General features: G+C 43.8%; 22 protein-coding genes and 1 pseudogene. 7 read left to right on the top strand and 16 right to left on the bottom strand.

Annotated features, from left to right (window positions below; all coding sequences use genetic code 11):
• Positions 1-67 precede the first annotated feature (67 nt).
• Both LC653_RS24195 and LC653_RS24190 read right to left on the bottom strand, forming a co-directional pair.
• Entirely contained in the window at positions 68-355 is a 288-nt protein-coding gene (locus tag LC653_RS24195) for a microviridin/marinostatin family tricyclic proteinase inhibitor (RefSeq protein ID WP_229497272.1), read from the bottom strand.
• A 424-nt stretch (positions 356-779) separates the two neighbouring features.
• Positions 780-944: pseudogene (locus LC653_RS24190) on the bottom strand (transposase); the annotation flags it as partial.
• 644 nt (positions 945-1588) lie between these two features.
• Here LC653_RS24190 and LC653_RS24185 point away from each other — a divergent pair.
• Positions 1589-3832 carry a DUF1796 family putative cysteine peptidase gene (locus LC653_RS24185; protein ID WP_229497271.1) on the top strand — a complete coding sequence of 748 codons (2244 nt, stop codon included), beginning with the start codon at positions 1589-1591 and terminating at the stop codon, positions 3830-3832.
• 786 nt (positions 3833-4618) lie between these two features.
• Here the strand turns inward: LC653_RS24185 and LC653_RS24180 are convergent.
• From LC653_RS24180 to LC653_RS24150, 7 genes are all read right to left on the bottom strand, one after another.
• A complete protein-coding gene (locus tag LC653_RS24180) occupies positions 4619-4798 on the bottom strand; it encodes a hypothetical protein (protein ID WP_229497270.1) in 180 nt (59 codons plus the stop codon).
• Positions 4799-4855: 57 nt separating this feature from the next.
• A complete protein-coding gene (locus LC653_RS24175) occupies positions 4856-5023 on the bottom strand; it encodes a PIN domain-containing protein (protein WP_229497269.1) in 168 nt (55 codons plus the stop codon).
• Between the two features lie 126 nt (positions 5024-5149).
• Positions 5150-6628: an amidase gene (locus LC653_RS24170; RefSeq protein ID WP_229497268.1), complete on the bottom strand. Its 1479-nt coding sequence runs from the start codon at positions 6626-6628 to the stop codon at positions 5150-5152.
• Between the two features lie 262 nt (positions 6629-6890).
• Positions 6891-8867 carry a pentapeptide repeat-containing protein gene (locus LC653_RS24165; protein WP_229497267.1) on the bottom strand — a complete coding sequence of 659 codons (1977 nt, stop codon included), beginning with the start codon at positions 8865-8867 and terminating at the stop codon, positions 6891-6893.
• 40 nt (positions 8868-8907) lie between these two features.
• Positions 8908-9195 (bottom strand): hypothetical protein, encoded by a 288-nt coding sequence (locus LC653_RS24160; protein ID WP_229497266.1) that lies wholly within the window; start codon positions 9193-9195, stop codon positions 8908-8910.
• A gap of 222 nt (positions 9196-9417) precedes the next feature.
• Positions 9418-9633 (bottom strand): hypothetical protein, encoded by a 216-nt coding sequence (locus tag LC653_RS24155; protein ID WP_229497265.1) that lies wholly within the window; start codon positions 9631-9633, stop codon positions 9418-9420.
• Positions 9630-9848: an antitoxin family protein gene (locus tag LC653_RS24150; protein ID WP_229497264.1), complete on the bottom strand. Its 219-nt coding sequence runs from the start codon at positions 9846-9848 to the stop codon at positions 9630-9632. The genes LC653_RS24155 and LC653_RS24150 overlap by 4 nt, the downstream gene beginning before the upstream one ends.
• Before the next feature lie 172 nt (positions 9849-10020).
• Here LC653_RS24150 and LC653_RS24145 point away from each other — a divergent pair, with 172 nt between their 5' ends.
• Positions 10021-10200: a hypothetical protein gene (locus LC653_RS24145; RefSeq protein ID WP_229497263.1), complete on the top strand. Its 180-nt coding sequence runs from the start codon at positions 10021-10023 to the stop codon at positions 10198-10200.
• A gap of 234 nt (positions 10201-10434) precedes the next feature.
• Here the strand turns inward: LC653_RS24145 and LC653_RS24140 are convergent, their stop codons facing one another.
• The 3 genes from LC653_RS24140 to LC653_RS24130 all read right to left on the bottom strand — a co-directional run bounded on the left by LC653_RS24140 (position 10435) and on the right by LC653_RS24130 (position 15821).
• Positions 10435-11991 carry an acyl-CoA synthetase gene (locus LC653_RS24140; protein ID WP_229497262.1) on the bottom strand — a complete coding sequence of 519 codons (1557 nt, stop codon included), beginning with the start codon at positions 11989-11991 and terminating at the stop codon, positions 10435-10437.
• A 110-nt stretch (positions 11992-12101) separates the two neighbouring features.
• Positions 12102-13082: a magnesium transporter CorA family protein gene (locus LC653_RS24135; RefSeq protein ID WP_229497261.1), complete on the bottom strand. Its 981-nt coding sequence runs from the start codon at positions 13080-13082 to the stop codon at positions 12102-12104.
• Between the two features lie 678 nt (positions 13083-13760).
• Positions 13761-15821: a serine/threonine-protein kinase gene (locus LC653_RS24130; RefSeq protein WP_229497260.1), complete on the bottom strand. Its 2061-nt coding sequence runs from the start codon at positions 15819-15821 to the stop codon at positions 13761-13763.
• A 460-nt stretch (positions 15822-16281) separates the two neighbouring features.
• On the opposite strand from LC653_RS24130, the gene LC653_RS24125 reads away from it, so the two are divergent.
• A complete protein-coding gene (locus LC653_RS24125; protein WP_229497259.1) occupies positions 16282-16578 on the top strand; it encodes a hypothetical protein in 297 nt (98 codons plus the stop codon).
• Here LC653_RS24125 and LC653_RS24120 read toward each other — a convergent pair.
• From LC653_RS24120 to LC653_RS24105, 4 genes are all read right to left on the bottom strand, one after another.
• A complete protein-coding gene (locus LC653_RS24120; RefSeq protein WP_229497258.1) occupies positions 16527-18419 on the bottom strand; it encodes an aspartate kinase in 1893 nt (630 codons plus the stop codon). The two genes, LC653_RS24125 and LC653_RS24120, sit on opposite strands and share 52 nt — an antisense overlap.
• A gap of 448 nt (positions 18420-18867) precedes the next feature.
• Positions 18868-19839 carry an N-acetyl-gamma-glutamyl-phosphate reductase gene (argC, locus tag LC653_RS24115; RefSeq protein WP_229497300.1) on the bottom strand — a complete coding sequence of 324 codons (972 nt, stop codon included), beginning with the start codon at positions 19837-19839 and terminating at the stop codon, positions 18868-18870.
• Positions 19840-19889: 50 nt separating this feature from the next.
• Positions 19890-21398, bottom strand: coding sequence for a glycerol kinase GlpK (gene glpK, locus LC653_RS24110; protein WP_229497257.1), 1509 nt, complete (start codon positions 21396-21398; stop codon positions 19890-19892).
• Between the two features lie 571 nt (positions 21399-21969).
• Positions 21970-23916: an APC family permease gene (locus tag LC653_RS24105; protein ID WP_229497256.1), complete on the bottom strand. Its 1947-nt coding sequence runs from the start codon at positions 23914-23916 to the stop codon at positions 21970-21972.
• 278 nt (positions 23917-24194) lie between these two features.
• On the opposite strand from LC653_RS24105, the gene LC653_RS24100 reads away from it, so the two are divergent.
• The 4 genes from LC653_RS24100 to LC653_RS24085 all read left to right on the top strand — a co-directional run bounded on the left by LC653_RS24100 (position 24195) and on the right by LC653_RS24085 (position 25886).
• Positions 24195-24383 (top strand): hypothetical protein, encoded by a 189-nt coding sequence (locus LC653_RS24100; RefSeq protein WP_229497255.1) that lies wholly within the window; start codon positions 24195-24197, stop codon positions 24381-24383.
• Between the two features lie 620 nt (positions 24384-25003).
• The gene (locus tag LC653_RS24095) at positions 25004-25222 is read left to right on the top strand and encodes a hypothetical protein (protein ID WP_229497254.1); all 219 of its coding nucleotides are present in this window, start codon (positions 25004-25006) and stop codon (positions 25220-25222) included.
• The gene (locus LC653_RS24090; protein ID WP_229497253.1) at positions 25215-25526 is read left to right on the top strand and encodes a type II toxin-antitoxin system RelE family toxin; all 312 of its coding nucleotides are present in this window, start codon (positions 25215-25217) and stop codon (positions 25524-25526) included. The genes LC653_RS24095 and LC653_RS24090 overlap by 8 nt, the downstream gene beginning before the upstream one ends.
• Before the next feature lie 174 nt (positions 25527-25700).
• The gene (locus LC653_RS24085; protein ID WP_229497252.1) at positions 25701-25886 is read left to right on the top strand and encodes a hypothetical protein; all 186 of its coding nucleotides are present in this window, start codon (positions 25701-25703) and stop codon (positions 25884-25886) included.
• The last annotated feature ends 167 nt before the right edge of the window (positions 25887-26053 follow it).

The following is a 26053-nucleotide window of genomic DNA, read 5'->3' as shown; positions in this document are numbered from 1 at the left end:
CTAACAGTCTTTTTATTCTAAGAATCTTGTTCAAAACCGCATCTCTGGTGTACTCAAAAGTATGCAGTTATTCTATTGCCACCACATGATCATCGCCGTCTGAAGGGTACTTCTGAGTAACAGCGTATTCATCACTATCAGAGGGAGCCTTTTTCGTTACTCCATCTTCTTGATCAGATGGGAACTTCAGAGTTTGGACTAATTCATCTTTCTCCTTCTTGGTTACACCACAACTTCCACCGCCAATCCCTTCTGATTCTTTATCAGATAGGTCTTCAAAGCTTTGCCCTTCTAAAAATCTGGCAAAGAAGGGTACTGCTTGTGAATTTAGTTCTTCTGGTTTGTTTTCAGACATAATTTTCTCCTACAGTTAAGTAAAAATAAATTTACCCCACATTCCGCACTTCAAAATGTCACATCTTAATACTTCAATAAATATTACAAATAACTGTTAATATCATTAAGTATTCACACTGCTATTTTTTAGGCTTTTGGCGACGCCGATAGCGAGTCTTGTCTGCGACACGCTCTTGCGTTCGAGCGTCATAGCCTGTCGTAGACATCGCTATTCAACTACCATTAGCCCAAAGTTTGTAATTTTGGCATATTACAAAACGATGTGCGGAATGTGGGATTTACACTGATCTCGATAATACTACATAGTGTTTTCTCTATGTAGGCAAAAATTTCATTTTGAAACTATTTGTAACATTTAAGTAAATATATCGCTTTTGCCGCTCCTTTATCAAAAAAGGCAGAAGGCAGCTATGTATACTGCATCAGCCCCTCTGCTGTGACCGAAAGGGAATACCAAAATACCAAGTTAATAAACTTTGTAATTTAAAATTTTCAAAGTTGTGAAAGCTATAGCTTAATATTTTAATTAGCTTGAGTTTATTATTAATTCCTTCGTAAGGACTCAGGTCAAAATAATTCGTAATTTTATAATTCGTAATTCGTAATTATTACCCCCCGACTTCAGTCGTGGGCCTAATTGAGGAATAAATTTATTTGTCTCCATAAACTTTAGTTAATTGCTCTGTACCTTTAATTACGAATTACGAATTACGAATTAGTAATTATTTGGTCATTCATCCCTGGTAGGTTAATTATTTGCTCTACAGGAAATCTTATCACTAGCATCCTAAAACCTAATTTTTTATATTTTAATTACATATTAAACATTCTTACCCCAATCTTAAAAAGCTAAAAATATCTACTCCGTAAGACTTTGATGGATTATGAGATAATTTTATTCCATAAATTCAATAAGTTTTCTCTTTTTTACATAAAGGGAGCGATAGAAAAGATTTAACTTAATCTTATCCTGATTTTTATTTGTTCTTAGTGGTTTCAATACTTTTAATGCAATATATTTTATTAATCAGTATTAAATTTTCTATAAAAACCCGATTTAATTTTTGAAAAGCTTGACTGCTGATAGCTTTGGGTGACGTAAATCAGAGCTAAAGTGTACTTAAAAATATTAATACCGGACTCTTAGTAGTTGTATGTAATATTGTCAAAACAGGTTTAAGGATTCAGCCTGACTGTTTGGTATCCTACTCACTAAACCAGGATCAACTTTATGTATCGATTCGAGATCACTGCATACACGCAAACGGGTGAATCCATCGGCCTTGTCGGTTCGACTCCAGAGTTGGGACTGTGGGACATCATGAAATGTGTCCACCTGCGTACAAGTGGCGATCGCTATCCTTTATGGTGGACAGATGAAATTGACATTCAGCAGCCTTTATCGGGCGATGGACAGAGAGTTGAATATAAGTACGTACGTCTCGATGCAAACGGTAATGCCCGATGGGAGAGCTTACTAGATACAAATCGCTGGATTCCCATTTATCCTAACAATCATTCCAGCACAATTATTGTGGATGATGGCGCATTCGGTTATTTACAACCTTACCCCTTTGGACACCTTGAGGAGCCTGCTGTCAAAATGCCCGTGGAGGAAGGGGCTGAAAGGCTCAAAATTGTAGTAATTGGCAGTTCCGTTGCATTAGGTCATAAAGCCTGGTTTTTGAAAGGTTGGGTTTGGCTGTTGGCAGAGGCTTTACAGCAAAAATATGGGCATAAACTCGTGAATGTGTCGGAAGTGGGGGCGAATGTCAGCAGAACGATCGCTCGATTTGGCTCAGTTATCACCCCAGAACAACCGGATATCGTAATCATTGCCCTGTCTCTGGGCAACGAAGGGTTAGCCTACTGTCCCCCTCACGAACGACGAGCAGTACAGCGACGGTTTGAAAGTGGCTTGCAGCAGCTTGTGAAAATGACGCGCGACATCGGAGCAATTCCAATTCTGGGCGGTGTCTATCCCAATGGCAATTATTCCCAGGAACATTACTGGCTGATCCGAGACACACACAACCGAATGCTAAGTTGGGGCGTGACTGTACTAGATTGGTTGGCAACTGTGGATGATGGGCAAGGACGATGGAAAGCAGGGATATCGTTTGACCAGGCTCACCCGAACACTATCGGTCACAGCCTCATGTATCAGCAGATCGACCAGCACCTCTTCGATATCGACAAAGGCAAATTAGCAAAAGAAAAACAACGCTTCCGGCAACCGAACGAATTCCCCATCTACTTTGATAATGGGGGCTTTCATATCTCTGTCTGTATCGAAGAGAAGCGTTTACGGATCATTAACCCATCACAATACAGCTATACCATCGCTCCCTATTGGCAGGAACTACAAACTGCACTACAAAGTAAGGCTGGATTGATACCGGGTATCTACATTGCGAAAGATACTCAACCAGGGACGCTCCCCTTCTTTGCTGTAGAGGATGGCGCGATCGCAACTACAATAAACATTCCCCCTGGTGCCGACCTAGAATATAGCGCTGCCTTCAATCTCTTTTCGCCGAACAACGTTTTATTCTATGACGGGCATCTGGGGATTTTGCAAGCGGACGAACGCCACCTCTGGGTAATCAACGAATCAGACAACGAGTACAACATCCAGCCAATGTGGACGGAGGTTTGCAACGCACTTAAAGCTATGCCATCGGGTGTCTATGAAGATCCGCTTTATCCCGATGCCCCCTTTCGCACGATGATGATTGGCAAAGATGGGTTAGAAAGCCGGGTGAAAGCAGCACCTAAGTCTGCGGTGCTGTTCCAATACAAATGTAAGTTATCGGATATCAGCCGTGTGGCAATTCTTCCCCTTGGCGATCGCTGTGCCGTCCGCATGATGCTATATAAAATGGAGTACGATGGCCCCGCTTTTCCCTTTGATCTAACGCGCACCACTAATATTGCAGATGTTGCGGATGCGATCAAACATGGTTTTGATGATATGTGGAATCCTGCCTTTCTGCACTACAGTCCCGATGCAGGCAGAATTTACCACAGTAAGTGGTCAGGTTTATCCTTTGCCCATGAAGTCGAAGAGACAGACGACCCAACGAGCGATATGTCTCCTGTCCATGAACGGATGCGCGTTCGGTACACGGCACGGTCTGAAAGGTTTTGCTACGCACTGCGGCACTGCGATAAAGTGCTTTTCGTCCGCACAGGAATTAGCGATCGCGGTGGTGTGATAGATTTAGTCAACAAGCTGCAAAAACAATGCCAGGGGAAACCATTTCATCTGTTGCTTCTTTCTCCCCAAAGCGATGATGAGTTTTTAAACCTTCCCAATGTGCTGCACTATAATGTCGAGTTTAATCCCGATCGCATGTATGACGATTTGGGACACTGGATGTACTGCACAGAGGTGATGCGAGGAATTCTGGAATCCCTTGGGGTATCTAGCAAAAACCTCTTCTGGTGTCCACCCAAAATACCGAAGGGGTGAGAAACTGGGTAGAGGCGCTCGCATTTGCTATTTCGGCGAACTCATTTGTTATTTCGGCGAACTCATTTGCTATTTTGGCGACTGGGTTGTTTGAGTTTTTCAACTTACCGGGAGTTGGTTATATAGCCGTAGTCACATAGGTTAGGACAGTGTTGATTGCTCAAAGGCTTGAAAAAACTGGGTTTTTACTCAGCACTCAGCACTCAGCACTCTGCTATAACGCAATACGCTTGGGTTAGCCCCAAAAACCATAAACTGCGTAGGTTGGGTGGAGGAACGAAACCCAACATTTTCGCGGGTTTGTTGGGTAACACTTAAGTTCTACTCAACCTACGATTATCCTTAACTAAAAACCAAGGAGCGCCGAGTTCGGCTTTAGCTTGATCTGTGTAGCTTTTGGCGTTGCATATTTGCGGGATGATTTTGCTAGTTTTGTGGGATGGGCATCTTGCCCGTCCCTTGTATTTCAGGGCGGGCGAGACGCCCACCCTACAAGAATCATCCCTTGATTCAGCAACGCCTAGCTTTTCATAGGGGACTTCCAGAAAATAAATTATCCAATTTACTCAGATAATATTTTTCTTTCTCCCCCTGCTAAGAGCTAATAGCCCCCCTGCCTACACCGCGATAGGATATTTTTTTAGTTGGAAGTCCCTAGTTCAGACTCCCTAGCTTGAGATTTGTGTTTAGCTACCAGATAGTATTCTCAAAAATCTTGTACGGCATAACATTCCCAATCACCCCAGATAAACCGCAACACCCAACAGATAACTTTTAGCTAGTTGCCTATTGCGATTTGCTATGCAAACGATTGCGTTGTTTGAGTGGCTGTGAAATGATCTGCCGATTACTTACAGCTTGTTTTTGTCGCAAATCATCACAAATTGCTTGTAAATCGTAGTTGAAAGCCTTTGCATGTTCTTCTCTAATTCTATAAATCTCTTCAAGAATTTCATCTTTCCACATATCTACTCTCCCATTAGTTCGTAGGGTGTACAAAGGGTTGGCAACTCGTATCCGGCATCAAGAGTGATTTGGGCTAGCTTCTTCTGGATTTGAGCTAAACTGATCGCGACGTGTGTCCCACCATTCCCGTGTAGCTTCTAAATTAGCCATCAGGATCAAGTTGTTACTGGGTCTAGCAGTTAAGTAGCCAACAATACTGGTTTCGATGTAAACAGTTTCGCTCATCTGGTATTAAGCTGTTAACTTTCTCATGTTATCCGAAGTCAAAAACCATAAACTGCGTAGGTTGGGTGGAGGAACGAAATCCAACCGTATTGGGTTATAACGGTGAAGTTTAATTGCTGCCATTCCTCAATAGCCCAATGGATGGCGAAAATCACCAACCACTTTGTCAAGTTCTTGAGCGATCGCCAGCAACTCCATCTCGCGCCATCGCTTTCCCACAATTTGCATCCCAATCGGTAAGCCATTGTGAGTTTGCCCAATAGGAATTACCACCGCAGGATGACCACTGAGATTAAATGGTATGGTGTAAGCTCCATTTGCCACCAGATGAGGATAGGATTTGCCCTCAATATCAATGGCGCTCCAAGCCGGACGATGGGTAAATGCAGGAGTTGCTGTCACAGGAGTGAGCCATACATCCCACCCTTCTAAAGCTTCATCGATTTGAGTAATGAAGCTATCGCGCTCGGTAAGTGTCTCGAAATATCCTCTGAGGCTGGGATTCAAAAGTTCTGGGAGAAAGCTGCTGAAATTTCCCAATTTTCGGAGTTTTTTGTCGCCTTGAGTTGCGGTGCGAAAAAGTAACTCTAAGCTGCGTAGCACATTATAGCGATCCTTGGGTTGGGCATAGTTGTTGATGTATGCTTCCATCCGTCCGTAGAGGTTCCACACTGTCGATAAATCAAAATCTTTGGGAAGCCAGCGTTCAACATGAGTACCTGCTTGAGCAAGTTTTTGCACAACTGTCTGTACTGCACCTCGAATTTGGGCAGCAACGGGAACCTCTACCCATTCATCAATCCAAGCAATTTTAAGATCCTGCAAAGACTTGCCAGATGGAGTATCAAGGGGAAGCGGTGGCACATCTGGGCGACGCAAATCTGCACCAGCGATTAGTGAAAAACAAAGGCGAATATCTTCGAGCGATCGCGCAAAACAGCCAATAGTCAACATTTGTCGCAAGCATAGCGGCATTCCCGGTACTTCAGGGATACTTCCGGCGGTGGAAATACGGCGATCTGTTGGCTTTAAGCCATACACACCACAGAAAGTTGCAGGCTGGCGCACGGAACCCGCAATATCGTTGCCTATATCTAATGGTGACAGTCCGCCTGCAACCGCAGCAGCACTGCCTCCAGAACTGCCACCTGCTGTGTAGTCAAGATTCCAGGGATTATTTACCCGTGGAAACAGAGAATTTGTACTTTGAAAATCACCAGCCAGTTCTGCCATGTTCGTTTTGCCCAGGATCACCGCTCCTGCTGCCCGCAGCCTTGCGACAACTGTGGCATCCTGTTGAGGAATGTAGTCTTTGAGAGGAATGTAACCTGCTGTGGTACGGAGTCCTACTGTTTCAAAAATGTCTTTGATCGTCACAGGGACACCGTGCAGAGCGCCCCAGTGTTCTCCTCTAGCTAGGGCTTCATCTGCAAGCTTTGCTCTGGTACGAGCATTGTCTTCGTCTAAGGTGCAAATTGCATTCAGCTTTGAGTTGTGTTTAGAAATCTGCGCCAGGTAAGCATCAAACACTTCGACAGCAGAGACTTGGCGATCGCGAATCATTTGAGCAAGTTGATGGGCGGGTAGAAAAACTAAGTCACTCATAGGTCGATTTCACCTCATTTGTCAGATTCTAAGGTTTGATCAAGTTAATTATATTTACTTAAATTTAAGAATTTGGTCTGTATTAGACTCAACTGCAAACCGCTATGGTGTGTTGCATCTCCAGGACTTACGCAAAATCATGAAAAAACGAACCGCATAGACGCAAAGCGGCTTCCCGTAGGGTAGGACGCAAAGGACACAAAGGAATAAGGTTTCAGAGAGTTATTGCGTAAGTCCTAATCTCAACAAGAACAGCGATAAATTATCCCAAACCGAATAATTTAGAAATTGCAGGCAATAATTTATTACCAGCTTCCACCAGTGAAGCAACAGCAGGTAAGCCTGTGAATATCCCTTTCAACATTGTGATTGCCGTTTTTGCCGTCTTTTGTTTGGTGGATTCTTGGGGATTTTTACCCGCTTCTGCTAAAGCCTTCACCTGTTCTAGCGCTTCGGCTTTCTCTTCTTCTGGTAAATATGTGGATTGTATGATTGCATCTTGCAACTGCGACAATAATTCTTTAATTCCAGGTTTCTCGGCATCGGTTGCATCAGGTAACTGATTGAGGGCAATACTCACGTTACCGCTAATGGTTCCTAGATTAGCAATAGAATTATTGCCAGCGATACCGCTAACATTACTGCTACCTTCAATATTGATGCCACTGATATCTGACATATTGGTATCTCCTTGTGTATAAAATTTCGGCTGCCCAAGTGCAGTTGTAATCATATTTTTTAAATCACTAACATAACTATCTTTTTCTATCAGCAATAATTGTTGACTCTGCGATAAAGCTTTAAGTTGATTATAGCCATCAAAATATTCTGCACTCAGTTGAGATTTATCGCTACCTGCGGCGGTTTTGGCTCTGAGCAAGATTTTATCATCGCCGCGTTTCTCCATTGCCACGATTTCTAACTGAGCTTCGGGATGGTTTTCGGCGAGGTTTTTGAAAGCTATGCCAATGGCGCGAGGGTCAACGCCTTGATTATGGTAAAGGTCGAGGGTGTCAAAAATTGGTTTGATAAAGTCGGCAAAATCTCCGTCTGCAAATACCTCTTGTTTATTATCAGGTTTGCGGAGAGGGTCGGGGTCTTCTTTTGTAGGTAAGCGCATGAAGACATACTCACACCTCACCCCATGCAAGTTAGTTGTATTTGTAATGCCCCAATCTTCGATGAAAGCTCCGGTGAGAGTTGCACCTGTTAAATCGGTTGCGTCTAGTTGGGTTTGCTTGAGCTTTGCTCTTGACAAATCGGCATCTTGCAAATTAGCTTCACTGAGATCAGCGCCGATAAAGCTGGTATCTGCTAAATTTGCTGATTGTAAGTTGATACCCCGCAGGTTTTGACGGTCAAAGTTTTTGTCCTGTCCCTGTCCTGTAACCAGCAGTTGACGTACTTGTGCATTCTGAAGATAAGTTAAACCAGGACGAACACGGTCAAGCATTTTGGCTTGATGCCAACGGCTACAGATAAGGATAGTGTTTCGGAAATCTGTACTTTTGAGCCTAGCTTGGGTGAAATCAGCATTGGTTAAATTAGCGCCACGAAAACTTGTACCTCCTGTTGCAGCAAAGGCGATCGCGATATTACGAATCAAGGAGTGCTTTTCGTCTCCTTTCATGGCTCGCCAAGCGATGTAAATGCTCAGTAACGTTCCGGCGACGGCGAAGGCGAAGGCGACAGCTCCGGCGAAGCCGAAGGCGACGGTGAAGGCGACGGCGAAGGCGACGGCGAAAGCGAAGGGGACGGCTTTGCCAACGGCGAAGGCGAAGGCGACGGCGAAGGGGACGGCGACGGCGAAGGGGACGGCGAAGGCGAAGGCGACGGTGAAGGCGACGGCGAAGGCGAAGGCTCCGGCGACGGTCAAGGCTCCTAAACCAGCTACTACTCCTTGGCGAATTGTGAAGAAGAAAAAGGCAATTAATACGATTAGGGCACTCCAGCCGGCAATCTGATTCTCTAAGCTGGAATCAAATATTAGTGACACCAAATAACCGTTTAAAGCCCATAAAAATCCTGAAAGTCCCAACAACAGCCACGAGACAAGGACTAGTAAAATTGCCCAACGGCGTTGCAGTCCAGCTTTGGCGTGGCTGAAGTTTGCTCCTGTCAGGTTGGCGTTGGTAAAGTTTGCCCCTCGGATGTCGGCATAGCTAAAGTTTGCACCCGCAAGGTCTTGTCCTTTGAAGTTGCGTCCTCGAAGATTTTGACCGGAGAAGTCTAAAGCCATGTTCCACCCCTGTACATTCAGGAATAGTTAGATATATTTGTTAATTGAGCCTCAGAAGGTCAACATTGAGCCTCAGAAGGTCAACATTGAGCCTCAGAAGGTCAACATTGAGCCTCAGAAGGTCAACGTCGAGCCTCAGAAGGTCAACGTCGAGCCTCAGAAGGTCAACGTTGAACCTCAGAAGGTCAACGTCGAGCCTCAGAAGGTCAACGTCGAGCCTCAGAAGGTCAACGTCGAGCCTCAGAAGGTCAACGTCGAGCCTCAGAAGGTCAACGTCGAGCTTCAGAAGGTCAACGTCGAGCTTCAGAAGGTCAACGTCGAGCCTCAAAGGCTTATTTTTGCACTTTTTATTAAAACGCGATGTGCGACTTAATATTCTGACCTCTCTCCAAACCTCTCTCCTTTTAGGAGAGAGGCTTTGATTTTTGCTCCCCTTCCCTTGTAGGGAAGGGGTTGGGGGTTAGGTTTGAGAGAAAGTCGCACAATGGCCTATTAAAAGCGTTCGCTTCTGTCATGAAGCGTGAGCCAGCCCCATGTATCAATAAAAAGCTTAGTCGCCATAGAGTTCTTCATCTAAGTTGGCAGCCAGAGAGCCGTGAGAGACTGCACCGATGAAGCCTACAAGGGGATCGCTGCTTTGGGTGGGTGGGTTGGATGCTGGTGATTTTAGAGTATTTGCAAGTTGTTGAACATACTGCAACACGTCTTTTAAGTGCTGCTCTGGCAGTTGTTCAATTGCGTCAAAGATAGCTTGTTTAGTTGTCATGGCAATAGCTCAAATTCTTGATGAATCACAGCCTGCAACTGCGCTGCTTCTTCGTCGCTGATAATGCCTGCAAACTGTAACAGTGGATGGGTTAGAGTCTCTTGGTACTCAATTATGATTTTAACTTTGCTATGTTCTGCCACACCTGTTAGTGTTTGCAGTGGACGGAAAACTCCATCTTCATATATTGCTTCAATAGTTTGAGACTCTGGCATACGGTTTTGCAATTTAATTCTTACTCAAAATTCGGCGTTGCATATTTGCGGGATGATTTTGCTAGTTTTGTGGGATGGGCATCTTGCCCGTCCCTTGTATTTCAGGGCGGGCGAGACGCCCACCCTACAAGAATCATCCCTTGATTCAGCAACGCCCAAAATTCTATAGCTATTGACAGGTGCGATTTCTGTCATTTTAGCGATCGCCTACCTGATCTTAGTCCAACTGCTGGACTACCGCGACATGAAACCCGCTCCTATCAACCAATTTGACCAAGCACCTGCGTTAGCGATCGCGCAGCGTTCCGAAGGAAAGCTTACCAAAGGTATCGCTAGCAGGTTAATAAAATAACGCAAACATAAATAAACCCCTTTAGAACCTCGTTTCTAGCCTCTGGCTGGAAATGCTGCTCATTGGGCTGCTGCCGCGAGTCAGAGAGGCGGAGCCTCAAAATAGGCATTCCCAGTCGGAGACTGGGAACGAGGCATTAGTCCACGGAGGTGGACTTTGTTTGTGTAGCCGCGAATTCTATTCGCTAGGGGTTAAGTTTACTTATTGCGTAAGTTCTAATATTTACGATCGCTATCAGCAAAATAACTCAACCACTGTCGGCTTAGTCACTTTCCCCATAGCGTTGCGTGGTAATTCTTCAACTATCAAAATTTGGGTTGGCACTTTATAGACTGCCAATCGCTCTTTTGCCCAACTCCTGAAAGCTTCTAACGTTAAAGGTTGTGACCCTTGCAATACTAACGCCGCACACACCCGTTCACCCCACTCTAGATCGGCAACCCCAACCACTGCACATTCCTGAATATCTGGATGCGATCGCAATACTTCTTCAATTTCCAAAGCTGAAACTTTATACCCTCCGGTTTTGATAATATCCACACTCATCCGTCCCAGAATTCGGTAGTTACCATTCTCAACTACGGCGGTATCTCCAGTACGGAACCAGCCATCTTGGAAAGCTTTGGCGGTTGCTTGGGGGTTTTGCCAATATTCTATAAACACTCCAGGCCCTTTAACTTGGATTTCTCCTGGTGTTCCTGCTGGAACTAACTCTCCGTTCTCATCTACTAATCTCACTTCAACTTCAGGCAGAGGCTTACCCACATATCCAGACAACCGTTCACTGTGTAAAGGGTTCGATAACGCCATCCCAATTTCAGTCATCCCATAGCGCTCAAGCAGAAAATGCCCGCTAATGCTCTGCCACTTTTCTAAAACTTGAACTGGTAACGCTGCGGAGCCAGAAACCATCAGGCGCATTTTCGCACAGCCTTCTGACATACTTTTTTGGCGTTCCTTAGAGGCAGCTTCCCAAGCAGCAATTAGTTTTACATAAATTGTTGGTACTGCCATAAATAGGGTTAAGTTACCGTCACAAATTCGGTTCCAAACGGTTTCGGCATCAAACTTGCTCAACATCTGGCACTCCGCGCCAGCCCATAAAGCACAAGTTAGTACGTTAATAATCCCATGAATATGATGTAGTGGTAGTATGTGCAAAATGCGATCGCGCAACGTCTTTGCAGGAGAATCATCCGATGTCCATTCCCAAGCGGTAATTAAGCTAGTCACTTGCGCTTGAATATTTTGATGGGTTGTAACTACACCCTTGGGTTTACCTGTTGTACCGCTAGTGTAGAGAATTAAGGCGCGTCTTGTGATATCTACCTCTGGGAGCGGAACAATATTAGATGGGAGCGTTTCTGAGGTGAGGATAAATCGCAAATTGTGTGCTTGGGCGAGCGATCGCAATATACCCTCAAAATTAGGATGAGCAATAATAATCGATGCTCTAGAATTGGTAATTACATACTCTAATTCTGGTCGCGGGTGGGAAATACACAGAGGTACAGCTATACCACCAGCACGCCAAATTCCCCATTGAGTGGCTACATACTCAAACCCAGGCGGGATGAGAAAGGCAACTCGCTGCTCCTGTAAATCTTCTGCATTCTTAAGAAGACCTGTTGCTATTTGACTGGAAGTGTGCAGCAAATCTCGATAGGTAAATGCTCCATCCGTTGTAGCGTTGGCGCAGCCTCTCTGCTGAGGCAGACGCCTCGCGAACGGAACGAGAATCGCTGTTTTCTCGTTGTGTTCTTCAGCACGAATAATTAATGGGAGATTCACGTTTATTTACCGATTTAGGGTTGATTCAGTCTACTTATAGAAAGCATATAGCAATGCCAAACGAGAGGTAAATTTTACGATTCCACCAATAGTCTGTAACCTGAAAGACGTTACAACCAACGTTGTTTTTTAGCATAAGCAATACTACCAATCACAATTAATGCCATAACGCAGATCACAGCAGGATAAGCCCAAGGTTGCTCTAATTCCGGCATATATTTAAAGTTCATGCCATAGAAACCAGACATAAAAGTAATTGGTAAAAATATAGTCGAGAGGATAGTCAAACGATTAATTCGTTCACCGGTTTTGCTAGCAATATTATCGCGTTGAATTTCCATTAATTCTGACATCCAGGCTCTCAACGCTTGATATTCTTGCCAAAGTTTATCAACGTGATGAACTAATTCTTGATTGAATAGTTCCTTCACTGGTTGGGCGATCCATTGGAAATCTTCGTGATCCATAATAGCCATAAGTGACTTGATGCTTTGAAAATTACGGCGTCCTGAACGAGTCGATTGCCTCATCGTGGCAATTTTTTGATATGTTAATTCATCACCAGAATTATCTAAAACTTCATCTTCTAAATCATCAAGTTTTATAGAAATATAGTCAAATACAGTATGGTAATTATTCAAAACCTCTTGAAAAATGAGATAAAAAACATAGCTAATTCCTACCCTTTCAATCTCTGTAGTTCGTTTTTGCAGATTATTCGCTAGAATACTTAAAACTTTTAATTCAGTGATTTCAAAGGTGATAATAAAATTATTTCCTAGCACAATATTGCCACGAGCAACCTCAAACTCATGATTTTTTATTTGAGGAGTTAGGATTTCATAGCTGTCAAATAAACAATCTTCTACGTCTTCATCAACTCCTACAGGCGAATGGTTGAAAATCATATTAACACGAGATGGATTAAGGCCAAAGTGCTTAATAATTTTGGCCGTTCCCGTGCGATCGCGGAAGTAAATACAGCGCAACCAAATATTGTGAGAACTATCGATTTGTTTCAGTACCGTATCGACATGATTGCTGGTAAATAATTCCAGGTTGTCTGGATGAAAAGTGAGGAGAGTTAGCATATAGCCATCCTAATTGAGTCGTAAGAAAATACTATGACTCATGTTGAGCAATAATTTATTTGACTACAAGGACACATAACAATTCAAAATTCAAAACTTGTACTGAGCGGCGTCGAAGTATTCAAACATTTTAGACATTTTATATCATGTCCGCTTGATTACTTATTAAACCCGAAGAACCCCACCCCGCCAAAGCTGTGCTTTGTCTCCCCTCCCCGCAGGCTCTTAGGGGTTGGGGGTGGGGTGTAATGATCGTGGTTAGCATAACTATTTATGCGGACATGATATCAGACAGGGATTTAAACTCCAAATGAAACTGATCGGAGGCGGAGTGGCTCCGACTCCGCGCTACATGTAGATGTAGGGGTCTTAAACCCTTTAATTCACGAGAAAATGTCAAAGCTTACGGTTTCTGACGGTGAATAGACATATTGCAATCCGCTTGGTGTTATATCAGGTTCGGTTAAACACTTATAATATTTGTAGGTTGGGGAGCCACTGCGCCCTTGCGGTTTCCCGACTTGAAGCAAGTGGCGTTTGAGGAACGAAACCCAACATTTTATCCTTGTTCATGTTGGGTTTCACTCCCGTTCAACCCAACCTAAATTGATAGATTTTATTACAAGTAATCCGACGTACTTGATATTAGTGATATTTTACCCCGGAAGATCCCCTAGCTCAATTTTTTTCTCTTTTCCCAGATTTAGGGCGGGTAGCTTTCGCTGGTACTGACTTATTTTGTAGAATTGCAATTTCCCTTTGTGCATCTTGATAACTATCTTTTTCACCTTGCTGTTGGAATAGTTTGGCAGCTTTTTTGAAATCCGCGATCGCTCCCTGTTTATTTTTCTGCTTGGTGCGAATCACGCCCCGGTTGTAGTAGGCTAAGGCATTGTTAGGATTAATTGCGATCGCTCGTGAATAATCTTGATTTGCAGCTTTTTTATTTCCCAGTTCGAGATAGGCGTTACCACGGTTGTTATAAGCTGCTACATCATTAGGATTTAGTTTTAGTGCTTCGGTATAATCTTCAATGGCGCCTTTATAATCTCCGAATGAAAAGCGATGAATACCTCTGTGGATGTAAGCTGCACTAAATTTAGGATCAATCTGTAAAATAGTGTTGTAATCTTCAGTAGCTTCGAGGTTATCTCCCAGATCGCTGTAAATATCACCACGATTAAGATAGGCTTCTATGTATTTGGGATTGATGTTAATTGCGTCCGTGTAATCTTTCAGCGCTGCATATTTTTGTTTATTAATAGATTGAGTTAAACCCCTTTGATAATAAGCTTTAGCATCACTAGGATTAATCTTAATTACTGTATCAAAATCTTGGATTGCTTCAAGTCTTTGTCTGAGGCGACGGCGAAGAATTCCTCGTTGCAAGTAAGCTTCGGTATACTGAGGCTTGAGAGCGATCGCTTTGTTAAAATCTCCAATTGCTCCTTTATTATCCTTCAGTTGAGTACGGGCTAACCCCCGGCCATAGTAAGCATAAGCATCTTTAGAATTTAACTTAATCGCTTGGGTATAGTCTGCAATCGCTTCTTTGTACTTGCCTAATTCAGACAAAGCAAATCCTCGGTCAAAATAGGCATTAGCATCTTGAGGGTTGAGCAAAATAGCTTGGCTAGAATCTGCTTGTGCTTGCTCGTAGTCTCCTAATCGATAATAAGCATCGCCTCGCCTATTATAAGCCAGAGCATTTTTTGGATCTAATTCAATAGCCTGATTGAAATCTTCAACTGCACCTTCATAGTTTCCTGCCTCATATTTATTGACTCCCTCTTGGTATAATGTCTGTTGAGCATCACTTACAGGTTTTAGCGACCTCAATTGCCATGCTCCAACGCCAAGTATGATACAGCCAGCTACCCCCGTCAGAACTAGTAATAATTGTTTATGATGGTGTTTTTGCTGATTGTGATCAACATTTGTTATCTTTTTCAGGTCGTCTAAAACTTCGGTAGCATATTGATAGCGTTTACGATAGTCAAAACGCACCATCTTATTAATAATTATTGCTAATTTTCTGTTAATTTTTAGGTTTTTGTTATACCAAACGATTTCATCTGTCAGCCGATTTTTCTGAGTTCGCAAGTTAGATATTTCGTTTCCAGATAAACCTAGAAGCGCTGCGATCGCAACGATACCTAAAGCATATATATCGCTGTTGTATTTGAGATTGCCGTTAACTTGTTCTATCGGCATATATTCCAGATTGTTAACGGTATTAGTTATGGCTCCATTAAAAGCGCCAAAGTTAACCAAAACTAACTTTTTGTCTGATTCACGGCGAATAATATTTGCTGGTTTAATATCCCGATGAATCACGCCATCGCTATGTACAATCACCAAAATTTCTAATATCTCTGATAAAAGACTAATTACTTGGTCTTCCCTCAGAGGTTGCCCGGGGATAATTTCATTAGTTAAAGAATTGCCGGGTATGAATTCTTGGACTATATAGAATTCTTCATTCTCTTCAAAATAAGCAATTAGCTTTTGAATTTTCTCGTGTTTCTGTCCTAGTTTTTCTAAAGTTGCTGCAAGACTCGCAACCAAGCGGCGTAAGATTGTTAAATTTTCAGGATTGCTACTAGCAGGACGTAACTGCTTTACTAGAAATTGGCTGCCAGGAAAATTAACATCTTCAGCTAGATACGTTTTCCCCTTTTCACCATCATTAAGAATTTTTAGTATTCGATAATGTCCATTTAGTAAATGACTATTCATTAAATAATTCGTAATTCGTAATTCGTAATTCGTAATTAAGTTTTGTAATGGCGATTTAACGCCAACACAAAACTTGCTTTTTTATTGAACCGGGGGACTTAAACCCACGGAACTAGTTAATATAAATATAGTATTATAAATTGTTTGATTATAGCTTACGTGTTATTACTGTTGAACTTTAGATATAAAGATTTATTTATTTTAAAGAATATCATCGCATCGCAGAGGAAGAGGGTGGTATCACCCAAAAGCCGCTCAAAAAACTTAATTTAGTTTGTTGTGGTGAAAGCCAGATTTTGGAAATATAGCGGTTCTCGAATGGAAGCAATACACTTTGACCTCACTTCCATTCCTCTCTCCTAAAAGGAGAGAGGCTTTGAATTTTATTCCCCAACGCTAGTAGGGAAGGGGCTGGGGGTTAGGTCTGTATTGCACTCAACCCAGAAGCGCTATAGTAGCCATGATGGAACAATGGCATCCCAAAAATAGACAGTATATCGCATTGTCAGCCAAAACAATCGCATTGTCAGCCGAAACAATCGCATTGTCAGCCAAAACAATCGCATTGTTAGTCGAAACAATCGCATTGTTAGTCGAAACAATCGCATTGTTAGTCGAAACAATCGCATTGTCAGCCGATGTATCAATAATGCAAGGAGAAAATAGTTATTCTCTCCTGTGCATAGAAGGAATTAGAGCCAGGTTTTACGCTGGTACGACAAATTTCTCACTACCAGCCAGTCCAAAAGCAGCATGAATGACTTGCAAAGCTTTAACACCTTGCTCTTGTGCCACAACACAGCTAATTTTAATTTCTGAGGTGGCAATCATTTGAATATTAATTTGGTGTTCGGCTAACGCTCGAAACATTTTAGCAGCTACACCGGGTTGTCCTACCATACCTGCACCTACAATACTTACTTTCGCGATCGCACTATCTAAAACAACTTCACCCCATCCTAATTCTGCTGCTACTTGGGTAAGCATTTTTTTTGCACTTTCTCCGTCTATCCGCGACACTGTAAAGGCAATATCTCGTCTGGGAACACCATCAATCACCCGACAGCGCTGAGATTGGATAATCATATCAACGCTGATATTATGTTGCGCTAATAATCCAAACAACTTCGCCGCCATCCCCGGCCGATCTGGCAATTGGCGAATAGCAAGACGCGCTTGGTTCAAATCGAGAGCGACACCACGAACGGGAGAAGTGGGGAGTGGGGAGTGGGGAGTGGGGAGTGGGGAGGATAAAAAAATTAATTTATTTTCCCCTGCTTCCCCTGCTCCCCCTGCCTCCTCTGCTTCCCCTGCTCCCCCTGCTCCCTGCTCCCCTGCCTCTATTTCAAAGGCGCTGCGGAGTGCGTTGACGGCGCGATCGCATTCGGTTGCATTGACTACGCAACTTACTTTCACTTCGCTGGTGGAAATCATCTGGATGTTCACGCCTGCTTCTGCCAAGGTGGCGAACATCTTTGCAGCTACACCAGGACGCCCAATCATTCCTGCGCCTGCGATACTGACTTTGGCAATGTTATGTTCTACCATTACCTCGGCTTCGTCAGATTTGGGGTTAGATTGACTCCTCAGTGCTGGGGCGATCGCTGCTGCTACTGCTTCTGCCCGTTTTAATATTGGTGTGGTGACCGTAAAGGCAATGTCATTACTGTTACCTTCATGAACTGACTGAATAATCAAATCTACGTCTACTTTTTGCCGAGAAATTTCGCCAAATAACCGTGCTGCTACGCCTGGTTTATCGGGTACGCGCAACAAAGCCACCTTTGCTTGATTGGTGTCAAATTCTACAGCATCCACCGGACGGGCAATTTCTAGATTGATTAGCGATCGCCCTTGGGGTTTGGCTGATGTTACCCAAGTACCGGGGGCATCCGTCCAGCTAGACCTAACTACTAGGGGAACACCATAGTTCCGAGCAATTTCCACAGCGCGGGGATGCAGCACTTTTGCCCCTAAGCTAGCTAATTCCAACATTTCATCGCAGGTGATGTCATCCATCAACTGGGCTTCGGCAACTAAGCGGGGGTCTGTAGTTAAAATCCCTGGAACGTCTGTATAAATTTCACAAAAATTGGCTCGTAATGCGGCTGCGATCGCCACCGCCGAAGTGTCAGAACCACCACGCCCCAAAGTTGTAATTTCCATTTCTCCGGCGTTGGATGTGCCTTGAAAGCCTGCTACTACAACTACTTTACCTGCATTTATGTGGCGAGTTAGGCGAGTAGTTTCAATGTGCAAAATCCGAGCGCGGCTGTGTTCGGCTTCGGTAACAATTCCTACCTGAGCGCCAGTCATAGAAATTGCGGGTTGTCCGAGTTCCTGCAAAGCCATACTAAGTAAGGCGATGGTGACTTGTTCTCCAGTGGAAAGCAGCATATCCATTTCCCGGCGGTTAGGATTTGAAGAAATTTCATTAGCGAGTTTGACGAGTCCATCGGTAGTTTTGCCCATTGCCGAAACCACTACGACAAGCGAGTTTCCAGCTTTAACAGTTTTGTAAACGCGTTGTGCAACAGCTTGAATACGTTCGACTGAACCGACAGATGTACCACCGTATTTCTGAACTATGAGCGCCATAACTTTTTTTTAATCAATTGTGCCTGCTTTCATCAACGCTTCCGCCTGGTCAGGAAGCCTTCAAGGCTTATCAGTTATATAGTTTACTAAATATTGGGCAGAATACAATACGCTTGGGTTAAGCATTTTTTCTCTTCTCTCTGCTTCCTCTGCGCCTCTGCGGTTCGTTTTTTTATTTATATTTCAATACGCTTGGGTTAAGGCTAGCACTACTTTGTCAAAGTCGTTTTTTTTTACGTAGACGCTGCATCGGCTTGCCGCAGGCTACCACAGAGGCAATAGAGTTGCCAGTGCGCCCTTGCGGTTAAGAGACTTGTTCGCGCAGCGTCTCCCCTTGGGAGAAGCAACTGGCGCGACACAGAGAGAGAAGAGAGAGAAGGAAAAATTGCTTAGTCATTAAACATGGAGTAAAAGTCCTATTGCTTTTTCCCTATTTTCCAACACTCTTTCATAACAATCCCAATTCTTCTGGAAAGCCTAGCATGATGTTTAGGTTTTGGATTGCGGCTCCCGATGCGCCTTTGCCCAAGTTGTCGAGACGAGCAACTAGCAATGCTTCTTTGGTAGTGTCATTGGCGAATACAAAAACCTGAACAATATTGGTGCCGTTCATTGCAATCGCATCCAAAAATATTCCGTCTCGCAGCAGAGTAAAATCTTGGTATGGAGCAACCTGCACAAATTTTTCACTTTGGTAGTAGTTAACAATTGTTTGATGAATAACCTCACCTGATGGTGGATTATCCAAAGTCCCCAACGGCAAAGCCACTTGAACCAGCATCCCTTGCTCAAAATCCCCTACTGCCGGTACGAATAGCGGCGGCGATGCTAACTCTGAGTAATAATGCATTTCCTTGACGTGCTTATGTCCAAACTGCAAACCGTAGATACCGTAAGGATAAAGCGACTCTGAGCCAGCCTCCTGTTCGTGGAAGGTATGGTATTGTTTTATGAGATTCTTTCCGCCACCAGAGTAACCTGACACTGCATTAACGGTGATGGGAAAATTACTCTTTAAAAGTCCCTTGGCAATCAACGGACGGATACAGGCTAAAAATCCTGTGGGATAACATCCTGGATTGCTGACAAACTGAGCGCTGGCGATTTTCTCTCGCTGTCCTGGATTTAGTTCAGGAAAGCCATATACCCAGTTATTAGCTGTGCGATGGGCACTACTGGCATCAAGGATTTTAACCGTAGTACTACTTACTAAGCTAACAGCTTCGCGGGCTGCGTCATCAGGTAGGCAGAGAATGACAACATCGACGGCATTGATTAGTTTAGCTCGCTCAGTTGCATCTCTACGTTTAGATGCCTCAATGCTAACTAACTCGATATCATCCCGTTGATTGAGGCGTGAGTAAATTTGTAAGCCTGTGGTTCCCGATTCCCCATCAATGAAAATCTTAGGTTTAGTAATCATGCGTTCAGCATCCTTAGATGTCAGTGGTATTTTAAGGCAGCTATCAGTTATTCCCAAGCGAGAGTGCGTTTCACTGCCTTTTGCCAAGTAGCAAAGTTGGACAATGGGGCATCGCTCCCCGGCTCAAACACACGTTCAATTTGCCGTTGCTGCACCAGCGCTTCATAGCTCTCCCAAAATCCTACAGCTAAACCTGCTGCAAATGCTGCACCCTGAACGGTCGTATCGCGCATTATCGGCCGTTCAACTGGAATACCTAATACATCAGCCTGGAACTGCATCAGAAAATTATTCTCGCAAGCACCACCATCTACGGTTAGTCGCCCAACTGGAGTACTGCTAGATGCATTAATTGCTTGCACCACCTCCAGAACTTGATAAGCGATCGCTTCCAACACGGCGCGAACTAGATGCTCTGGTTGTACACTGGCGGTAATGCCGAAAAAGGCTCCCCTCGCGCTCATATCCCAGTAGGGTGCGCCCAGTCCACTAAATGCAGGCACAAAGTAGACTCCGCCATTATCTGTTACCTGATTTGCCATTGCTTCACTTTCAGCAGCAGTTTTAATCAGCTTCAAGCGATCGCGTAACCATTGAATACAAGCTCCACTAGTGAACATACTACCTTCTAAGGCATAGCCTACATCTAAAGTTCCCCTTAGATTTGCTTGTGTCCATGCCACCGTGGAAATAAGTTGATGGTGCGAGCGCACAATTTGATCGCCTGTATGAGCAACTAAAAAGCTACCAGTCCCGTAAGTACATTTCATTAAACCGGGGCGATCGCAGCCATGACCAAATAGAGCAGCTTGCTGATCCCCCAAGATGGCAGTGATCGGAATTTCAGCGCCCAACAAAGTAGCATCAGTAACTCCAAATACTCCTAAACTCGGCTGAATCTGGGGCAAAATATGCGCTGGAATCTGAAATAGTTCAAGTAATTTCTCATCCCAGTCACATGTTTTGAGATTCATTAACATTGTCCGACTGGCGTTGGTGTGGTCAGTAGCATGGATGCCACCTGTGAGGTTCCACAGCACCCAGGTATCAATAGTGCCTGCTAAGACATTGTTCAGGTCAACATCTGTAAACTTGTCTAATAGCCACCTAAGCTTAGTAGCAGAAAAGTAGGCATCAATGATTAATCCGGTGCGATCGTAAATTTCATTAGCATAACCTTGGTCTTGTAACTGGTGACAAAGGGGAGCAGTGCGGCGATCTTGCCAGACGATCGCTCTATGGAGTGGTTTACCAGTAGTTTTATCCCAAATCAAACAGGTTTCGCGTTGCACAGTTAGTCCCAAGGCTGCGATCGCGGATGGAGCAATCTGGGCATTGCCAATTGCGGTTTGCATCACCCAACATGTATCCTGCCAGATTTGTTGAGGGTCATGTTCTAACCATCCGGGCTGAGGATAATACTGAGTTAGTTCTTTGTATGCTTGCCCAACAATCTTGCTGTCTGCGTTAAACACAAAGGCACGGTTGCCTGTTGTACCTAAGTCCAGTGCTAAGATGTAGTCCGATGATGGAGTTGTGTTGCCAAGTGTGTGCATAGCTGCTTTGACATGCTGCGTAGGCGATTTTAGCAATACACGTCAAATTTAGATATACATTATTTTGGGTACATTTTGAATTCCTTGTTGGGATAGCATTGGGCTTACATCCCAGATCCTTCACAACGTTGCAAGACGTTGTGCATTTTAATTATTGTAAGTAGATCGACACAAAAAATCATTATATAAATGCTGCAATCGAGGGAATATTACACACAACTTCACTCTAGCCGAATCCAGATAACACAGATACTCGTAGGGACACGGCATTGGCCATGCGTGTCAACTTAACGTTAAAAGGGCGGTTATAAACCGCACGCCAGTTGCAACAAGAGTGGCTCGCCGCCCAACGCACTGGCTTGTCTACACGAGACAAAACCTGCCTCCGTGGGTTAAGCAATCAAAGATTTTGTATTAGTCCACGGAGGTGGACGAGAGCGAGAGTGCCGCGAATTCCCTGAGCCAAGGCAAAAGTAGACACCAATGGGCATTGGCGTGTCCCTACCCAGTACCCATTTAAATAATGAGAGATCGCTATAAATTTTTTCTTCCCCTGCCTCCCCTTTCTTCCTCACCCGCCGACATGAACGCCAGGACGCTTATGGGGATTCTTTTCAGCCCGACGGAGTACTTCACGGGTGACTACAGCAATATCACCTTCCCCAAACAAGATAAAACGCAGTAAGTATTGTATGGGGTTGCCCTCAGCCCAGCCGAAGTAGGCATGGGGAATCTTACCTGTTTGGTCACGAATATAAAGCAGTAAAGCCGCGATCGCATTAGGTACTGCTGCACTCTCAGCCCGTAAGATGCGATAATCACCAACTTGCACCCCTTTTACATTGATGATATCCGCAAACTCCGAAGCATCTAATACCTGAATCTCTAGAAAAAGAATTGGATCGTCAAGTGGAATATGGTTGTCCTCGCGCACTTCTTTCTCTTTTAAAAAATACTCTAGGACATCACCCGTATTCAAGCGATTAGCAATTAGCCGTATTGCTCCCTGGCTCTCTTCGGCAAGGAATTGGCCAGCAAGTTCGTCAACTTCGATCCGCTCTGCTCGCAGTTCTGTTGAACGCCAAACACGAGAAACCAGCGAGGTAAAAATGATCGTACCGATGAAAAAACCAGCGATCCTAATGCCTTCTGGTCTTTCGATGATATTGACAATAGTGGTATATAAAAATAACAGTGTGATAATGGCAAAAACGAGTCTTGCCCGCTTCTGTCTGTGACGGTGGGCTGATAAGGTTACGGCAAAGGCGGCTGAGGTAATTAACACAAGCACACCAGTTGCATAAGCCCCACCTTGGGCTTCCACATTTGCTCTGAAGATAATTGTGACAACAAAGGCGATCGCTGTGTAGACTAACACTAAAGGTCGCGTTGCTCGTGCCCAATTGGGTGCCATGCCATAGCGTGGTAAGTAGCGAGGCACAATATTCAGCAACCCTGCCATTGCAGATGCACCTGCAAACCACAAAATGGAAATAGTACTTAAATCGTAAATTGTGCCAAAGGCATCGCCTAAATGTAGATGTGCCAGGTAAGCAAGGGCCCGTCCATTGGCTTTCCCCCCAGATGCAAATTCTGCGGCTGGAATCAGTAAAGTGGTTATAAAGCTGGTGGTAAGTAAAAAGAAGCTCATAATTAGAGCAGCACTAGTAAGCAGCTTGCGTGTATTCCGAATCCGCCCTTTGGGATGGTGCGGAGTGTTGTTGTTGCTACCTTTTACCAGGGGCATAACGGTTACACCAGTCTCAAAGCCTGATAATCCCAGCGCTAGCTTGGGGAATATAAAGAGAGCTATGCCAAGTAATATTAAAGGGTTGGAATCGCGGGCAAAAAGTGCAGTCTGCCAGTTAGCGATCGCTTCTGGGTGAGTTAAAATCTGATAGAAACCGACGCTAACGATAATGAAGTTTAACAGCAGATAAACTCCCACCAAAAAGACTGCAATCCCAATCGCTTCTCGGAAACCTCTCAAGAAAACTGCGCCTAGTAATACAACTAATATCAGGGTGATAGCGATCGTCTGATTGTGAAGCCAATGTGGGATAAGCGGATTTTCGATAATATGGGCTGTGGCATCAGCAGCTGACAAGGTAATGGTAATAATAAAGTCAGTTGCCACAAAGCCGAGTAAGCATAGCACAAGTAATTTGCCTTGCCACCAAGGGAGCAAACGCTCTAACATTGCGATCGACCCTTCACCATGAGGGCTTTCGGCAGCAATGCGCCGATAAATTGGCAATGCTCCAAAGAGCGTCAGCAAAACTAGAATCAGGGTAGCTACAGGAGAAAGAGCGCCAGCCGCCAGTGCTGCAATCCCAGGTTGATAGCCAAGGGTTGAGAAATAATCTACACCAGTTAAGCACATCACCTGCCACCAAGAATGCTGGCGATGTGGTTCTTCCTTGCGGTAAGGCCCTTCTTTCTCTCGTCGATCTTCTTCAAGCAACCAGTGGATTAACTGGCTACCGAGCCGTTTTGTTGAAACAATAGATTTATCCATCAAATACGGTTGTGTTGCAATCGGCTTTGTGATTTTTAAGCCTTTGTGGTTTATTAAAATTTTCAACTACAAAGGTATAGCACTATTATTGTATGTTAAGCATCCTGTCCGATTTGCAAAATATATCGTAGCTATTGGCAGTAATCTGGCCTATGAAGATCAATTGCAGCTTCTGGTATGGAAAGAATCAATCTTGTAACCGTATATTTTGGGATTAAAGCTTTTGCAGCTTCAAGCTGCATCAGTTCTAAAAAAAGGCGCTGCTAAATAAGGCAGTATTGCAATTAACAAATCTGCCCGTAAAGTTTGTTGAAGAAACCACAGAAAAAGTTACTCAAAAGGTTATTGATGATGCAAATAGCCAAGGCGTGAAACTAGCATTTAGCGTGGTATATCCCATTGTGGCGGTAGCTGTTGTGGACCAAGTAAAGAATCCACCAGTAACAACACCAACACCAATCAATTGAAGAAGGTGTAGACGACGAGGCAGATGGTGAAAGAATCAGAAGGAGACCAACAAGAAATTCTAACGGCTTTCGATTGAAAGAAACCCGCTTGTAGAGGTTGAAATATTACACCTTGTTACTCAAGGAAAGTATCTCGGAGGTTTTGAGTGCAAAGCCTAGGCTATGGAAACACTTGGCACTCATGCAAAGAAGCAAACTAAGTAGGTGGGCGCTAAAAAATATAACTAGATTAAGAAATGTAAATCGCTTAAAAGCTGATATTCAAAGCGTTTCTGGCGCTTTACATAAATTTACACAGTTTGGTTTAATTGTGCCTACTTACTTACACATTAAGAATTTATTACCGGACATATTATATCATCGAGATTTAACTTGCATGATAATAGCGGCTATTCGGCGTCGCACTTTTGATGATAGGGTTAAAACAGGCGATGTCTACGATGGTCATGTAGCTCTGTCGTACCACTTCGTGGATCTTGCTACGCGCAGGGTCTGGTAGAGAAGTGCGGGCTATGACGCTCGTTGCGCGGCATCGTCTCCCCTTGGAAGAAGACTCGCTATAGGCGTCGCACTTCTAACGGTATATATAAAGCAATTTCTGCTAATTAATAGAGGTAAAAATGGAAACTACAACCAGAAAACAAGCTTTAATCAAAGCTATTTATGAGCGATTAGAACAAGCTTATGAAGACACTTTAGAAGATGTCATAGAACTTTTAGACATTCGCAAAGCAGAAGACCAAGAGGATATTAAAGCCTTACATGAAGGACGGGAAGATATTAAGAAAAATGGTCCTATTTCCTGGGAGCAAGTTAAACGAGAATTAGCCAGTGAATAAGTATAAAATTGAATTTTCTAATGCTGCATCTAAACAACTTAAAAAATTACCTATAAAAGTACAGACAAGGATACAAATAAAAATCGATGAGCTAGCCGATAATCCCCGTCCTAACGGGGTTATTAAGCTAGAAGATTCGGACAATGGTTATCGAATTCGAGTCGGCAATTACCGAATTCTCTACGATATTTTTGATGATGTGTTATATCATGTCCGGCTAATTAGTTACAGTTACCACATCTGTGCAAAAATCGGAAAACCCTCTTTCCCCCTGCTCCCTGCTCCCTGCCCCCTGCGGTCTTAATGATAAGTCTTTAACCGGACACGATATTATTAGTGGTCAGTGTTGTAAGAGTAGGGCATCGTAAAGACGTTTACCGCGACGAATGAGACAGCAACATTAACAGCAGCAAAAAAGCTATATATTCATACTCTCGCTTCATGCGATGTCTACGACGGGCTATTCGGCGTCGCACTTTTGGTGATAGAGTTAAAACAGGCGATCGCCCCGATAATATTCATAGTTCCGGTAGAGGCGATCGCATTTAATACTTTACTACGCGCGGTCGCACTTATGGTGATAGGGTTAAACCAGGCGATCGCCAGAGCGAATATTCATATTATTGTAAAGGCGATCGCAACTCATATAACCTCTCTACCTTGATTTAAACGGATTCACAATTTCTAATTGACCAGCTACTATTAACTGGAGTTTAGACTAAAAGCGATATGAGAGAACGCAAATCAAATGGAATTAGAGATTAAAAATATTATCTTGTCAGCCTCAAAGCATCCGCGACCTTTAACAATTCTGTAGTATATCTGCTCCAG

The organism is Nostoc mirabile CHAB5784 (assembly GCF_020829645.1).
GTDB lineage: Bacteria > Cyanobacteriota > Cyanobacteriia > Cyanobacteriales > Nostocaceae > Nostoc > Nostoc mirabile.
This window is presented reverse-complemented; position numbering and strand designations above follow the sequence as displayed.

What these genes read in the sequence shown, in the direction of transcription:
- LC653_RS24180 (WP_229497270.1), bottom strand. Translation starts at nt 4,798, where the DNA reads ATGTGGAAAGATGAAATTCTTGAAGAGATTTATAGAATTAGAGAAGAA.
- LC653_RS24095 (WP_229497254.1), top strand. Translation starts at nt 25,004, where the DNA reads ATGGAAACTACAACCAGAAAACAAGCTTTAATCAAAGCTATTTATGAG.
- LC653_RS24135 (WP_229497261.1), bottom strand. Translation starts at nt 13,082, where the DNA reads ATGCTAACTCTCCTCACTTTTCATCCAGACAACCTGGAATTATTTACC.
- LC653_RS24105 (WP_229497256.1), bottom strand. Translation starts at nt 23,916, where the DNA reads ATGGATAAATCTATTGTTTCAACAAAACGGCTCGGTAGCCAGTTAATC.
- LC653_RS24185 (WP_229497271.1), top strand. Translation starts at nt 1,589, where the DNA reads ATGTATCGATTCGAGATCACTGCATACACGCAAACGGGTGAATCCATC.
- LC653_RS24165 (WP_229497267.1), bottom strand. Translation starts at nt 8,867, where the DNA reads ATGGCTTTAGACTTCTCCGGTCAAAATCTTCGAGGACGCAACTTCAAA.
- LC653_RS24150 (WP_229497264.1), bottom strand. Translation starts at nt 9,848, where the DNA reads ATGCCAGAGTCTCAAACTATTGAAGCAATATATGAAGATGGAGTTTTC.
- LC653_RS24130 (WP_229497260.1), bottom strand. Translation starts at nt 15,821, where the DNA reads ATGAATAGTCATTTACTAAATGGACATTATCGAATACTAAAAATTCTT.
- LC653_RS24125 (WP_229497259.1), top strand. Translation starts at nt 16,282, where the DNA reads ATGATGGAACAATGGCATCCCAAAAATAGACAGTATATCGCATTGTCA.
- LC653_RS24120 (WP_229497258.1), bottom strand. Translation starts at nt 18,419, where the DNA reads ATGGCGCTCATAGTTCAGAAATACGGTGGTACATCTGTCGGTTCAGTC.
- glpK (WP_229497257.1), bottom strand. Translation starts at nt 21,398, where the DNA reads ATGCACACACTTGGCAACACAACTCCATCATCGGACTACATCTTAGCA.
- LC653_RS24195 (WP_229497272.1), bottom strand. Translation starts at nt 355, where the DNA reads ATGTCTGAAAACAAACCAGAAGAACTAAATTCACAAGCAGTACCCTTC.
- LC653_RS24175 (WP_229497269.1), bottom strand. Translation starts at nt 5,023, where the DNA reads ATGAGCGAAACTGTTTACATCGAAACCAGTATTGTTGGCTACTTAACT.
- LC653_RS24170 (WP_229497268.1), bottom strand. Translation starts at nt 6,628, where the DNA reads ATGAGTGACTTAGTTTTTCTACCCGCCCATCAACTTGCTCAAATGATT.
- LC653_RS24155 (WP_229497265.1), bottom strand. Translation starts at nt 9,633, where the DNA reads ATGACAACTAAACAAGCTATCTTTGACGCAATTGAACAACTGCCAGAG.